The sequence below is a fragment of the Edaphobacter aggregans DSM 19364 genome (assembly GCF_000745965.1).
GTDB lineage: Bacteria > Acidobacteriota > Terriglobia > Terriglobales > Acidobacteriaceae > Edaphobacter > Edaphobacter aggregans.
In genome coordinates this window covers 1-13843 of record NZ_JQKI01000130.1, presented here as the reverse complement: position 1 = coordinate 13843, position 13843 = coordinate 1, and the positions used below count along the sequence as shown (strand labels likewise).

12 protein-coding genes and 3 pseudogenes are annotated in these 13843 nt (G+C 57.0%); 4 read left to right on the top strand and 11 right to left on the bottom strand.

Annotated elements, in window-relative coordinates; translation table 11 throughout:
• Positions 1-283 precede the first annotated feature (283 nt).
• Entirely contained in the window at positions 284-478 is a 195-nt protein-coding gene (locus Q363_RS25980; RefSeq protein ID WP_035356603.1) for a helix-turn-helix domain-containing protein, read from the top strand.
• Between the two features lie 673 nt (positions 479-1151).
• Here the strand turns inward: Q363_RS25980 and Q363_RS25970 are convergent.
• The 5 genes from Q363_RS25970 to Q363_RS25950 all read right to left on the bottom strand — a co-directional run bounded on the left by Q363_RS25970 (position 1152) and on the right by Q363_RS25950 (position 6047).
• Complete coding sequence (locus Q363_RS25970; RefSeq protein ID WP_281176080.1) at positions 1152-1487, bottom strand: PDDEXK nuclease domain-containing protein; 336 nt, start codon at positions 1485-1487, stop codon at positions 1152-1154.
• A gap of 98 nt (positions 1488-1585) precedes the next feature.
• Positions 1586-1993: a YybH family protein gene (locus tag Q363_RS25965; RefSeq protein WP_035356601.1), complete on the bottom strand. Its 408-nt coding sequence runs from the start codon at positions 1991-1993 to the stop codon at positions 1586-1588.
• 5 nt (positions 1994-1998) lie between these two features.
• Positions 1999-4356, bottom strand: a complete 2358-nt coding sequence (locus Q363_RS43145) for a tyrosine-type recombinase/integrase (RefSeq protein WP_051979342.1) — start codon at positions 4354-4356, stop codon at positions 1999-2001.
• Between the two features lie 73 nt (positions 4357-4429).
• The gene (locus Q363_RS25955; RefSeq protein WP_211256351.1) at positions 4430-5425 is read right to left on the bottom strand and encodes a tyrosine-type recombinase/integrase; all 996 of its coding nucleotides are present in this window, start codon (positions 5423-5425) and stop codon (positions 4430-4432) included.
• A 52-nt stretch (positions 5426-5477) separates the two neighbouring features.
• Positions 5478-6047 carry a PDDEXK nuclease domain-containing protein gene (locus Q363_RS25950; RefSeq protein WP_051979341.1) on the bottom strand — a complete coding sequence of 190 codons (570 nt, stop codon included), beginning with the start codon at positions 6045-6047 and terminating at the stop codon, positions 5478-5480.
• A gap of 171 nt (positions 6048-6218) precedes the next feature.
• Between Q363_RS25950 and Q363_RS39135 the strand changes: the two genes are divergently transcribed.
• Together Q363_RS39135 and Q363_RS25945 are read left to right on the top strand one after the other, a co-directional pair.
• Positions 6219-6413, top strand: coding sequence for a metallophosphoesterase family protein (locus tag Q363_RS39135; RefSeq protein WP_051979340.1), 195 nt, complete (start codon positions 6219-6221; stop codon positions 6411-6413).
• Between the two features lie 7 nt (positions 6414-6420).
• A complete protein-coding gene (locus Q363_RS25945; RefSeq protein ID WP_169747134.1) occupies positions 6421-6966 on the top strand; it encodes a metallophosphoesterase family protein in 546 nt (181 codons plus the stop codon).
• Positions 6967-7365: 399 nt separating this feature from the next.
• Here the strand turns inward: Q363_RS25945 and Q363_RS25940 are convergent, their stop codons facing one another.
• The gene (locus tag Q363_RS25940) at positions 7366-8004 is read right to left on the bottom strand and encodes a hypothetical protein (RefSeq protein ID WP_169747133.1); all 639 of its coding nucleotides are present in this window, start codon (positions 8002-8004) and stop codon (positions 7366-7368) included.
• A 24-nt stretch (positions 8005-8028) separates the two neighbouring features.
• Between Q363_RS25940 and Q363_RS42295 the strand changes: the two genes are divergently transcribed.
• Complete coding sequence (locus tag Q363_RS42295; RefSeq protein WP_035356598.1) at positions 8029-8568, top strand: hypothetical protein; 540 nt, start codon at positions 8029-8031, stop codon at positions 8566-8568.
• 653 nt (positions 8569-9221) lie between these two features.
• Here Q363_RS42295 and Q363_RS43140 read toward each other — a convergent pair.
• The 5 genes and pseudogenes from Q363_RS43140 to Q363_RS25920 form a co-directional block, all read right to left on the bottom strand.
• Complete coding sequence (locus Q363_RS43140) at positions 9222-9632, bottom strand: hypothetical protein (protein WP_035356597.1); 411 nt, start codon at positions 9630-9632, stop codon at positions 9222-9224.
• Between the two features lie 22 nt (positions 9633-9654).
• Positions 9655-9777: pseudogene (locus Q363_RS46850) on the bottom strand (eCIS core domain-containing protein); the annotation flags it as partial.
• Positions 9770-10021: pseudogene (locus tag Q363_RS46845) on the bottom strand (eCIS core domain-containing protein); the annotation flags it as partial. The pseudogenes Q363_RS46850 and Q363_RS46845, both read right to left, overlap by 8 nt.
• Positions 10022-10089: 68 nt before the next feature.
• Positions 10090-11388, bottom strand: a complete 1299-nt coding sequence (locus tag Q363_RS36850) for an eCIS core domain-containing protein (RefSeq protein WP_211256349.1) — start codon at positions 11386-11388, stop codon at positions 10090-10092.
• A 517-nt stretch (positions 11389-11905) separates the two neighbouring features.
• Positions 11906-13684, bottom strand: a pseudogene (locus Q363_RS25920) (Tn3 family transposase); the annotation flags it as partial.
• Positions 13685-13843: the final 159 nt, after the last annotated feature.

Here is a 13843-nt window from a genome sequence, read left to right as displayed (position 1 = left end):
GTTGGATGCAAAGCTGCTTCCGACGTCGGCTGGGAGACAGCTGCTAAGCGAACCGATGCGATGGAGAAACTAGTCGACCGCAAGGTCTTCAAGGCCCGTGCCGCCCGCTAGAGAGCCGACCTGATCGACGCGTGGGTGTCACGCTGTACTCAAATCCCGGAATAATGCTTGTTTGTTATCAATCTGTTTCCGGGATTTAACTGCAGTTTCATTGCACTGAAATCCCGGAATGTTGCACTGAAATTCCGGACGAAGTTCAGGTGAAGGTTTTTCCGGGATTTAGATGCAAAAGTGGCGCAACTGGGAAGCTGAGGGGAAAGCGGACTGGCTCCTGGCTCTGAAGCGAGAGTCGGTGATAGGCCCCTTGGCCGTCCAATCAAAACTCGGTGTGCAGCGCGTGGACGAGGCCGCGGTGGAATTCGGCCTGGGACGTAGCGTTGTCTACGAACTCCTGAAGCGCTACCGGCAGCGGTCGTAAACCTCCTCTCTGCTTCCCGGCAAGCGGGGACGCGAGCCCAAAAGTTTCGGTTCTCGGCCATGATGGCGAATCTGCTCAGCTCAGCGTCTCAAGTCGGCACTCGATCAACATGAACGCAGTCGCTCACGATCTTCGCCGTTCCGCAGCACGTTCTTTCGTCCGGGATTAAAGTACATCAACAGCTTCGAATTCCGGGATTTTACTGCAGCAAATGAGGTCGAATAGCGTAATTCCGGGATTTTACTGCAGCCCGACAGTTATAAAGTGTACTGAGTCAGCGTATATACCTCCGGCAAATAGGTTGCACCCAGGACGCTTGCTTCCCGGCAGGCTCAAGACGCAATTCTTTTCAACTTCTTGAACAGCTTGCTCATAAGCTTTTGGGTCGAGCACTTGTATTCGAAGTGGTTCGTTTCGGTTTCCAGAGAGGGCAAAGAGCGGACCCATGTCACTGATCTGCTTGCACAAGGACCTGTCGACGTCAGCGCTACAAGTCACAGTCTGCCCTATTCCTGGGATGGTGATAAGCGTCAGTAACAATGCTATTTTCACAGTGGCCTCATGATGCAGAGTTATCAGAGCGCACTTTGATCGACTACACCCAGGAAGTGTTATTCCGCGCTCTCCAAGTTCCTCGTCAATGAAGCGGAATGTCCCAAGAAGACACAGGCGTTCACAACGTATCGGTTACAGGTTTGGTCTCGAATCGAAGGCGAGCAGCACTGATGGCGTCCTGCAGCTTGCGTTCAAGAACATCCTGAGGTGGAAGAACAGTCAGGTACTCCGCAACGTGTATGCCGGCTGCGTCAAGCTCCAGGAGCTCGATCTGACGGGTGCTGGCACCGGCGCAAAGGATGATTCCAAGTGGTTGGCCTTCAGCGTCTTCGCTCTCGTACTTGGCCAGCCAACGAAGATAGAGTTCCATCTGTCCCTTGTACTCTGGCCGGAAGCTGCCCTGCTTCAACTCAACAGCGACCAACCGCTTGAGCTTCCGGTTATAGAAGAGCAGGTCGATGTATTATGTGGAATCTGGGCAATTTGCAAGTCTTTCCTGTTGGCCCCTCGCCGACGCTCGCTCCGCGTGACCGTATCATTTTCTTTTCCGGCTCAAAGTCCCGGTGGATCAGATCCCAGAACCAACGGACCAAGGGAATTATCAATCAACGCCTTCCAACCTCCGTCCGACTGCTTGCGAAAGACAGTTGTCGCAATGAAGGTCCGATCATCGGCATTTGAACTTTCGTTTCCTATATGGAGAGTCCAACGAGACAAAAACAGTGCCACGCCATCTGCTTCAATTACGTGGGTTTTGAGTTGTTTCGCCGAGGAGCCAGATCGCATGACACGATCAAAAAAGCTTCTCAATTCCTGCGTCCCCCTCGCCAACTTACCTGGCTCCGTGACGACGACTGCGGCTTCCTCGTAAAAGCCAAGAACTGTTTCAATGTCGCCTTCGTTGAACGCTCGATCCAAGAGCTCAACTGCGTGTTCGGGGCTATGAGCGATCATCTTCATACTCCTCATGCTGTGCTGTCTGAAAGCGTTGGGAATGCAGGTCTGACCGACGTAATCTGCACCAGCTTAGCACCGATCTGTTTCTGCGTCGGCCCTGCCGGAGTGGGCACATCTCCCAATTTCGACAGGAGATTTTCGTAGGCAGCGACACCGTCTTCGACGGCTGCCTGCTCTGCCTCGCCCAGTGGAATCTCCTGGAGTAGACGCAACAGATTCGTCTTGCCCTCCAGCAGCAGGGCCGCTGTAGACTCCTTCGGCATATAGAAATCGCACTTCGCACAGGCCATGCGATGCTGGCACTGCTCAAAGAAGTCGTAGGTGCAATAGCCGTGGCCGAGGTCATAAAACTTCCACGGCTCAGTCGCAGCGAGCCCGCTTCGGACCACGTCCTGATCAACCAGAACCTCTATGGCCCGAAGGTTGCGGGCGAAGTAGCCTGCATCGGCATAGGACTTGGCGACCTTTAGCGGAGTAATCTTGGCGTAGTGCTGCGTGGCTGTTGGAGTCGCGTGGCCCAGCCATTCCTGCAACTCGAAGAGCGTCATCGGCTCACGCGCGTTGTAGAGCTGTGAAGCGATAGTGGACCTGGCGCGGTGGCTGGTGATGTTGCCGCGCACATCGGCGAGAGGGACACCGGCCTTCTTGCAGAGAGACGGAATCAGCGTCTTGTTGAGATAGTTCATTCCTACCCTGGTAAGGCGAATGAGAAAGAGAAAATCGACCAGTTCGCCAGTCTTCGGGTCGGGGAGTTTTGCACCTTGTGGACGCACCTTTTCCCACGCGGCGATGGCCTCTCCGACAATCCGATCTACAGGCTTGGTGAAAGCGGTAGTGGTCTTGTTGACGGGAACATCGAGCAAGCAAACGGCATCCGCAGGCAGGGAGTCGCCGGTGCCCGGCACAGTGACATCATCCCTCTGCCAGCGAATGCAGCCAACGCGCAGACGAACGATCTCGTTACGGCGAAGGCCAGCAAACAGCCAGGTGATGACAAGTGCTCTGGTCATCTCAATCGGATAGGCGGTTGATGGAAACGGGACACGGTGAATATCGCCTTTTTTCGGAAGATCATCGACAGTCAGGTTAAGGCCTGCCCACATGAGCTTGGCCCACACGTCATCAGCGATGGCGCGCGGGTTCGGGCCAATCAGCGCAAGCAGGCTCTTGGGTGTGACCATGCTCCGCATCGGATCGAATCGTCGCGGGATCAGCTCCCACTCCTGCAGATCGCGAAAGAAAACCCGCAAGATGGAAATGCGGCCGGCGCGTGTGTTAGGAGCGAGGATCTGACCGCGGCTCTTCACATGAACTGGGTCGATGCTGCACCAATCGCCTCCATGCCACTGGCAAATGATCGACACCGCTTCCGCGGCGAGGGCCCTGGTCCAATCCGCAGGCGAATTAACCTCTGGATGCATCTTGCCGAGCCATCTGCCGACGTTGAGGAGGAAATAATAGCTCTTGTTCCTGTTCTTAAGCGAGTACGTGGCTCGGTCGTACCAGAGGCGGCTGAGCCGACACCACTCGGTTGGTACACCGATGGTGAGGGCAGGCGACAGCTTTTTATCCTTAACCGGGCGCTTGATCTCCATCGCTTCGGGAACAGTGCCCATGCTGGCCAAGACACGCGACAGCGCGACCACGCAGTAGCTTCCGGTGCGCGGCGGTCGGCGCGCGATCACCTCCTGGAGGTCCTCAATCTTCAGCTGATCGAGGTGTGGAGAGCGTTTATACAGCAGACCCTCGAAAATGGTGCGCAGGACGAGGGTCAGCGTACCTGTTCTCAAATAGCCCCACTCTCGCAGCAAACTCTGCACGCGGTCTCCTACGACCTTCATGTACTCGCGACCGAAGACCTTGCGGGCCAGGACGACGTAAACGATGTGATTTTTACTGAGCCGATGGAGGTCTGAGAATCCGCAGAGCAAGTACGCGACTGCGATGACGTGCTGGTACTCCACCTTTTTCTGGCGCTCAATAGTCTCGATCCACTCATCGGTCGTCCAACCCCAGAAAGCACGCTTGCGTTCGGCCATCTCGCGGAGAAAGTACAGGAGCACATACTTGCGGAAGAGGGTTCTGATGCCCGTGTAGTCGAGCGCATCGTTCAGAGGCTTCACCAGCCGATCAAGCGTCTCTCCGAAGTCCATGGTTCGACCGTAGCGATAAAAGCGATAGGCCTCGGCATAGCGCGTCAGCATGTCTTCTTCCACCGGAGTGAGCGCACTGGAGCGATCATAACGATCCAAATCTATCGGCCAGACCCAAGGCCCGTCATCGGCCTTCTTCGGTTCCTGCTTCTCCGGACCCCACTGAGCACGCGCTGCGCGCTGAAAGAGCTGGGCACGCTTCTCGGCCGGCAACCTCTCCAACCATGGGCCGATGTTGTTCGGCAGGGCTTGCCGTTCCCCCTGGCTCCTCGCTTCCGCTTCATGTTCATACGTTCATCTCCGCGAGCATCTGTATGCGACGAGCGTGTATCTGGGCCATACTTGCCGCGAGCTTCGCGGACAGGTCCCGGCCGCTCAGATGGATATAGAGCAGCGTTGTCTGAATGCTGCGATGGCCGGCGAATGCCGCAATCTCGTGGATGTCCCAGCCTGCGCGAGCAAGGTCGGTCAGACAGAGATGGCGCAATGTGTGCGTGCTAAAACGCTCGATATGAGCGCGCCGCGCGAGTTCGAGAACCACCTTCGACCAACTCCAGATGGAGATCGGTTCGGTGTAATTACGGCGGGACTCCGAAAGAAAGAGCGGTCCGCGTCTCTGCCCCAATGTGCGTCGATGGAGGAGATAACAATGGAGCAGTTCGCTGCTGGAAGCCGAATATGGAACGATGCGCTCGCGGCGTCCCTTGGTGGTCTCCGCGCGAATCCTGAACATGCGCCGCGAAGGATCGATGTCGTCACTGCGGAGGCTGCACAGTTCTTCCCGCCGCAATCCAGCGTCGTAGGCGAAGGCCAGCATGACGCGGTTACGGATCGGCTCCTGCCGGGCTGCGGCTAGGATCGAGTGCCAATCGTCTTCGTTCGGAATCCACGGCAGCTTGTGATGCCGCGTAATCAGTGGCCTGCCAGCGTGGTTGGTTGCTGCCGGGTTGTTGGCACGCACTCCTTCTTCCATCAGATATGCGTGGAACAGACGCACCACCGTTAAAAGCTGCTGCATCGTAGCGTTCGAGAGCCGGGCGCCATCGGCCTGCAAACTGGCCAGGTAGAGTCCAACCTCTGCGCGTGTGATCGATACGCATGAGAAGTGAAGTTGTGCAAGGAAGCGGAAGTAGCGCTCTAAGGCGCGTGAATAGGCATCGAGGGTGTTATGGGCCAGGCCGCGATGGGACTGGAGAGTAAGCCAGGCGCGGGCATGAGGATCGGCAGCGGCCAATACGAATCGATCCCAGCGGATAGGGTGGACGACAAAATCAGAAGACAAACGAACCTCCTGTTGGAGGTTCCAGAAGAACAGATGGCTGGATGGCCGCAGCTCACGCGGAGCGAGCGTCGGCGAGGGGCCAACAGGAAAGACTTGCGGTTGCCCAGATTCCACATAACTTACAGAAGCCTTCTCCGTCGAGCTGAATGCGCTTCTGGCGAGCGATGAAGGAGAAACCGGCACCCAGTTCCAGCAGGAACATCTCCAACTCCCGAAGGATAGCGTCTTCAAAGTCGCGCTCCATGTAATGGTCTTGCAGATCAAGGAAGTCGAGAATGTATGGATCTTTGAGGACCAAGGCCGCACCGACCTCACCCCTCCTCTTCAGGGTCGCGAGCTCCTTCCTGGCGAGCTCTTCCGGTTTTCGGGAGAGTGCGGTCCGTTCGTAGAGCATGGAATCGATTCGCCCCCTGAGGGTTCGAACACTCCAGCCCTCCATCCGGCACATCTCGGCATAAAATTCCCGCTGTAGCGGTTGCTCGAGCGGCAGCAGTTCCCTGAAGTGAGACCAACTCAATTGCTGCGACAGCGTCGCAACAATCTCCTCGTCCGGAAACGACTCCGCAAACTTCATCATGCGCGTAAGATTGGTCGCGTCAAAGCCGCGGCCAAACTCACCCACGGTAAGGATTCGCGTTGAATTGTCACACCTCCCAGCTTGTGCCACAAACGGTCGATTTGACGGTCAGGATTGCTGTCACTCATGAGGTTCGTTTTCACCACTTCTACGATAGCTCTACCTTTTAAGTATTGAGATGTACGTGGAAACCAGAGAGACTTAGAAAGGTCCTTCATGCTGGTCGCAGCCATCTACGATATCCATGCAAACCTCCCGGTTCTTGAGGCTGTGCTCGAAGAGATTCGTCAGGTAGGAGCAGACCACGTGGTGGTCGGGGGCGATGTGCTTCCGGGCCCGATGCCGCGTGAAACGCTCACATACTTGCTCGACCTCGATATCCCTGTGCAGTTTTATCTATGGCAACGGTGAGATCGCTGTGCTTGAACAGCTTGCACGGAAGGATCCAGCTACTGTGCCTGAGCAATATCGCCCCCTTATTCGCTGGACGGCGCAACAGCTTCGTCCTGAATACGAGGGGTTATTGGCTGGCTGGCCTAAAACATTAACCCTCGGGATTCCCGGGATAGGCGAGGTGCTGTTTTGCCATGCGACGCCACGCAATGAAAACGAGATTTTCACGCGCCTGACGCCTGAACAGCGCCTCTTACCGGTCTTTGAAGCACTCAATGTATCTGCCGTGGTCTGCGGTCATACCCACATGCAATTTGACCGAATGGTTGGAACGGTTCGAGTTGTGAACGCCGGCAGTGTGGGAATGCCGTTTGGAGAACCCGGCGCAGATTGGCTCTTACTTGGGCCGGACGTTCAACTTCGCCATACTCGCTACGATCTCGCGAAGGCTGCCCAGCAAATTCGAGACACGGACTATCCACAAGCCCAGGATTTTGCTGCCAATAACGTCCTGCAACCGCCCTCCGAGACGAAAATGCTTGACCTATTTTCCCGCGCGGAATTGAGGTAATGAGAGATCGGTGCAAAACTAAAGTGCGCGATTCCCGGAGAGCCATGCTTTGAGGGCTTGCAAGACAGGACTATGGGATACGCGGGTTGAGCAAGATCGAACAGTGGACTGTGAGCTGGCGTTAAATGTTGATTGTAACAATCCAACACGAATCCTTACCGTGGGTGTTTCACTGTGCATAAGGCAACTTACCGGGCCCGGCGCTCACAACGCCGGGTTTTCTTAGGGCGCTTGAGAGCCAACGATATATGGCTGCCCACTTGAGCATTTCATTTCCCAGTCCACTGCAAAGTCTTTCATCTTGCGCAGCAAGGAAGCTAACAATTACGCTGACATCCTCCCCCAAATTTAATGTGGAGATTACATGAGTAAGTACCCGCGTTTGCTTCTAGCAGTAGGTTAAAGCCAACGTTCCTGAGCGAGTGGTTCGAGGGGCGGCGCACATGCCTGCAATGCGGTGCTCGGAGATGTAAGTCCGAAATGTTTCACTTTGATCGCTACGGGTGGTTCTGCAACCAGAGTGACGCCAACCAGCATTGGCTTGATATCTGTATTTAGAGTGACGGCGCTCGACATCGACAAGCGGCTGGAGAAGATCGAAGCCCGGCAGACATCCGTTGGATGAATTCCTAGCGTCGAACCCACCTGCACAGTTAGGCACTCTACCCGGCCCGGCGCTAACAACGCCGGGTTTTCCATTGGACACAGGGCAACTTCTGTGGGATACTCGCTGCCACCTCCCTGAAATTCAGGCTCCTTACATTCTTCTTTCGGCCCTAGTAGAGAAACGTTCTCCAAAGGGGATATATGAAACGAGGTTTGGCAGTGATTCTTGCCGTTGCTTTCGTATGCGGCTATCAGCTCGACGCCGTGCTTACCGGCTAATCCCGTCCGTATAAGTACCAGTTGGGCGTCAGACAGAAAGAACCGTGTGCTTACGAAGGCGGCCAGTTCAACGCCGGCGACGAATGCAATACGAAGCACGGGCTGCGTGGCAGCAGGTGGCAGCGCCACCAGCGCACGAACAACGCGACTCATTTCGTCAACAAAAAGGAGAATGCTATGGATGCGACGGCCGGGTTGATCGTGGTGGGCGTAATCATCGGAATTGCAGTTCTGTGGGGGATCGGAGCTGCTATTCAAGGCGGTCGACACTCGGAAGGACAAATCATTAGTCCGACTACGCCACCCCCAACTGCCTGCGCAGACTTTTGCCGGGACCTCAAACTAGCGAGAACTGTCCGGTGCAATGAAGAGGCTCGTGATCGCGCTCTTGATCAAGAGTTGGCGAATCTACGTAGCATTCTTGATCGGGCATTAATCACATGGGGGATTCTGACCGCGGCCGCAGTTGCTGTAGCCGCTATTCCGTTTATTGGAGGCTTCATTTCCGCTTCGCTGTGGGCAGCAGCCGCCACTGCATATGCAACGGTGTTGGTGATAGAAGGGATGATTATGGTTGCCATCAAGCAATCATCGGATCAAAAGGCGGCGGTGACCAGAGCCAGAAATCGTGAGGCCACTGCACTGGCAGAGATGATGATGAACTGTCCTTTAGAACAACAGCAAATGTGCCTTGCCGGCTTGATGCCCTGTTCGTAAGCGCTGGCCGAATCGACGGTGTGTTAGGCTTTTCGCGACTTTCCGTGGGGTCCAGCATTGAGCGGCCGCAGATCGAGCCGCCGAGCGGCACGAGGCTGGGGACCCGGGTGAGGTTACAGTGAAGTCCTGCATCGTCATGACGTTCGGAGCGCGAGATGAAGGACACGCAGCTTGTACGAACGGGTCACCGTTTACCTGCATGGCCGTCGCATCATCGGCTCGTGCGCTTTCTACGACGATCAGCGTCGATAACTGTGCCAGGAGTGAGATGACGTCCATCAGGTCGCTCGACTGGACTGTCGCGGGCTTGTGGCAGACTAGTTCGACGCGGCAGGCTCACGCGGCCGGCCCAGGATGCGCGCCGGATCGCCGTGGAGCTAATGTCGCATTGCGGCAGGGGAAGGACATTTTGGAAGGCTATGAAGTTGCTCCACTGCTCCGAAGACCACCAAGCCTTCAAGTACCGCGCCGCAAGCTGGAGCCCCGACCTGGTCGATGCGGTGGATTTCTACTAGTATCAGCCCTTTTCTACTAGTTCCGGATTAGGATTTCTACTAGTTAAGGGTGACGATTGGCAGCAAAAAAGCGATTTTCTACTAGTAAAGGAAAACCGACAACCCAGAAGTTGAAGCAAAGGACGAATTCCCCATCCCTCATGAAGGCGGTGATGTCGCCCCCAAGATTCTGCGCGCACGTCGCCAGCTCTTGATTGTTCGCGGCGCAGCGAACGTTTCCGGATTCAGCTTCTCGTAGATCGCCTTGAAGACACTCAAGATACCCATCCTCTGGGCCTTGGACGGGTTCAGGAAGTGTCTCTCGAGCGCGACCCGGTAAGAGCTGCCCTTCGACTCGACCTCCGGGTCAATTTCCAGCTTCCCGATCGCCCCGTTGACGAACCTCTGCGCGAGGTCCAGAGCCTGGATCAGGGCGCGTCGCGGGTTGCTGTTCATCGTGGTCGCCTCCGTGCAATCCCGGAACGGGGCCTTCTCCTTCTCCGCCGCCGGCTTGTCCGGCGCCCGCTGCACAACGCCTGAGGCGGGTGTCGCGCCGGTCTGCTGGATCACGTGGGTCAGCCTCGTGCGCCAGCAGCGACTTCCCTTCCCGCGTCTCCGGCGCGAACCGCCCGGGCCCGAACACGATCTCGTTTCCCACCGTGAACGCGTGCGCGTTGAGATCCCGCGCCGATTCGCTCGGCGGTCGAGCCGGAATGGACCCGCACCCGGGAAAAGTCGTGGCCGAACCGCGGTTCCATGAAAGAACGAGTCGCCCCGTCGAGAGGTCGACCGGCCGATCGCAAGGTTTCGTGAACCGAGGGCGGTGCCTCCGCGCGGCCCGTGTCGCTGCCCGAGACCCGCACTCGCTCGGCCTTGTCGCCTTGGCCTCGACACCCTGGGCACGACCCGCCGCACTGTCTTCCTGCAAACAGCTCTTCCAGGCTCTTCAACTTGCTCATTCGTTAGACCTCACATCACCAAGGTCTACTCTAACCGGCCTGACATCCCTATTTGCACCAGAGCCACTCTAAGGAGGTCCTGACGGCGGCTGATACCCTTCGGGCGTCCACTTACCCAGGATGTCCGCGGCGTGGAACTGTTTACTCCGGGCCCAAGACTCAACCATGTTGGCACGGTCGCGCGCATCGACGAGGTAGGCGCGAAAGTTGCCGCCCTCGTTGCTGAAGCGCCGGTTGAGATCGTTGATGGCATTCCAGGCAGATTCGCGCGTGAAGTCCTTGGTTTGGTTTGCCTGCTCGACCACCCCGTCCCAGCCCGCGATCGCTTTACTAAGCTCGCTGCCCGCTGCCATGGCGTCGTTGGCTATATTGGCCGCGGTGTTGTAGTATTTCTCCACGTACTCGAGCTCCTCGTTGGTGACCATCATCCGCCCGGCCTTTTCGGCGGTTTGCAGAGGGTAAGCGGGTAGCTTGGATTCAGCGCTGTACTGCTCCTCTGTGGCCTTCTTCAGAGCGCGCGCGCCGCCCTCAAGCCCATCGATTCGCCCCAGTAGAGCCCGGCCTGCATTAGCTGCCTTACGCACGTCGCTCCAGTAGGAGATGCCAGCCCAGTTCAGTCTCACGTAAGTCATCGCGATGTTGAAGGGGCTGGCATTTCGACCCCATTTGCCGATAAACTCGAGCACACGCTCGGTCTTGGTCGCACCCTTGGCCATCTCGAGAGCGGCGTTGCGTAGCATACCACGCTGCTCAGCCATCTCCCGAGCGTACTCGAATATTGACTCTCGTTGAACCAAGGCAGGGGAACCTTGGACTCTTCCCTGTTGCACCACGTGGGTCAATTCATGGATAAGAAGGTGCCTGCCTTCCCTGGAGTTAGGTGCGTACTGGCCGGATCCAAAATATATATCTCTACCGTGCGTAAAGGCGCGAGCGCCTAGCTCTTGGTTCATCTGAGTCGCTTCGTTATCAAGATGAACCCTAACCTTGCTGAAATCAAACTGCATACGGGGCTCGACAAATGCGCGTACCACATTGCCGATGGGGGCCCCCGCGCCTTTGGTGCGCTTTAGACGATTTTCTATGCCCGCGGTAACCTCAAAGTTACCTTTGGTTGCTTGGTGCAACGAGTTCGTCTGAAGAGGTGACTGATGAACATCTTGCTCCTTTCCCCGTTTCCTTTCCTCCGGAATCTCCGGCCGCGGCACCAAAGCTGTGATGGAAGAAGTTACCGAGTTACCTCTAATGTCTTCCTCTTGCCGAGACAGAAGCCCCCCCGATTGCTCGGTTCCTTGCTCACGCATGGCCATCACCTGATCAGCAATACTGTCTGCCTCCTGCTCGTAGACGTCCTCCGGGACGCTCATCTTCAGCTTCGGTTGGATGCTGCCGCGTGTGTTGGGATAGACTCGCACACGACGGAAACCGTGACCAAATCCAGTCAACGGAGATTCGCTCGCTTGCCTTGGGCCGAAGATCGAGATTCCGGCGAAGCCCCAGGGAGGCGATGCAATCATGCCTGGCAGTGGGCTCGTGCTCAGCGCGGATGCTGCTTGAGGTCCGGTTGCCGGGTCGGGTGGAAAAACTGGGATCTTTCGGAAATCCCACGCTGTACTCGGCGCTTCTCCACTGACCTTCGCAGCCTCTGTTGGACGGTCGTCGCGAAGAGCCTTCGCGGGCGGGTTGGAAAGCCGCTGCGTCGGATTGCGCGGCATGATCTTCGGAGCAAACATGGCTGTGCCGTCCCTGGTCATGGACATGCGGCGTAATCGGCGGCGCCGCCAAACTTATCTGATCTCGGCTCGTCGCATCCTACCAAGGTTGCATTTTACCTGAATCCTCGATCTCGGAGGGGTCCCTTCAGAAAACGGACCAGATCGTACGCTAAGGCTGACGCAGAGGCCTGAATTTGCTTTTACCGAGTTTCGCGGTGTTGCGCCATTGGTAGTCGCCGGTGAGATTGACGTGCTCCCAGCCAAGCGGGGAAAGATGCTTTCGGAGCGCCGGGTCTGGGGTATGCCCGTTTTCGCGTAGAGCGTTGGTGGCTCGTTCGAGGTAAACCGTGTTCCACAAGGCGATGGCAGCGGTGGCCAGGGTGAGCCCGCTGGCGCGATATTGCTGCTGCTCGAAGCTGCGGTCGCGGATTTCGCCAAGGCGGTAGAAGAATACAGCTCGGGCGAGCGCATTGCGGGCTTCACCCTTGTTCAAGCCTGTGTGCACACGCCTTCGCAGCTCAACGCTTTGCAGCCAATCCAGGATGAACAGTGTGCGCTCGATACGACCGAGTTCGCGCAGCGCTACGGCAAGCCCGTTCTGACGTGGATAGCTGCCGAGCTTGCGCAGCATCAGCGAAGCGGTGACCGTGCCCTGCTTAATCGAGGTGGCCAGACGCAGAATTTCGTCCCAGTGGGCACGAATGCTCCTGATCTGTAGAACGCCTCCGATCATGGGTCTGAGGGCGGTGTATGCCGGGGTACGCTTTGGCACGTAGAGTCTGGTCTCCCCCAGATCGCGCAGCCGCGGCGCGAAGCGAAAGCCCAGCAGATGCATGAGGGCAAAGACGTGATCGGTGAAGCCAGCCGTGTCAGTGTAGTGTTCCTCGATGCGCAAGTCGGACTCGTGATAGAGCAGACCATCGAGCACGTAGGTGGCATCACGGACGCCCACGTTGACGGCCTTTGCGTGGTACGGTGCGAACTGATCGGAGAGGTGGGTGTAGAACGTTCGTCCCGCCTCCGCGCCGTATTTCGGGTTGATGTGGCCGGTGCTCTCGGCCTTGCCTCCCACCTTGAAGCGCTGCCCGTCGGAGGACGAGGTTGTGCCGTCGCCCCAGTGTGCGGCGAACGGGTGACGGGCCTGGGCATTGACCAGCTCGGCCAGAGCTTTCGAATAGGTCTCGTCGCGGATGTGCCAGGCCTGCAGCCAGGACAGCCTTGCGTATGTGGTACCCGGGCAGGATTCGGCCATTTTGCTGAGCCCGAGGTTGATCGCATCGGCCAGAATTGCGGTCAACAGCAGAGATTTATCCTTGGCCAGTTCGCCGGTCTTGAGGTGGGTGAAGTGATCTGTGAAGCCGGTCCACGCATCGACCTCCAGTAGCAGCTCCGTGATCTTGATATGCGGCAGCATCGTTGCTGTCTGATCGATCAACTGCTGCGCTGCCTCTGGCACTGCCGCATCGAGCGGCGTGATCTTAAGACCCGCATCGGTGATGCTGGCATCGGGCAACTGGTTCGCGGAGGCCAGGATGTTGACTGTCTCAAGCTGCTGCTCAAGCGGGGACAGTCGCTTGTGCAGGTACTCCTCGCAGTCAGTAGCGACGGAAAGGGGTAGTTTGCCGGCAGTCTTGAGGGTTATGAACTTTTCGGCCGGGACGAGATATTCGTCGAAGTCCTTATGCTGGCGCGAGCCCTCGACCCAGACATCGCCCGAGCGCAAGGCGTTTTTGAGATCCGACATCGCACACAGCTCGTAATAACGGCGGTCCACGCCGCCCTCTGTGAAGACCAGCTTCTCCCATCGCTTCTTGATGAAGTCGATGGGCGCGTCCGCGGGTATCTTGCGAGCGTTTTCGGCATTCATGCCACGCAGCATCCCGATAGCTTCGAGCACGCCTTCGGCTGCCGCGCGGAACTTCAACACCACCAGGAACTCAGGTGCATAGCCAGGGGTTACGCATGAAAAATGCCCGTGAGGACCTGGAGCATGTGTCGTTTTCCTTTACTAGCTAGTAGAATACTTTTATTCATTTCAAAGCACTTGCATGTTCCCGCAACTAGTAGAAATGTGCCGTAACTAGTAGAAATATTCCTTTACTTGTAG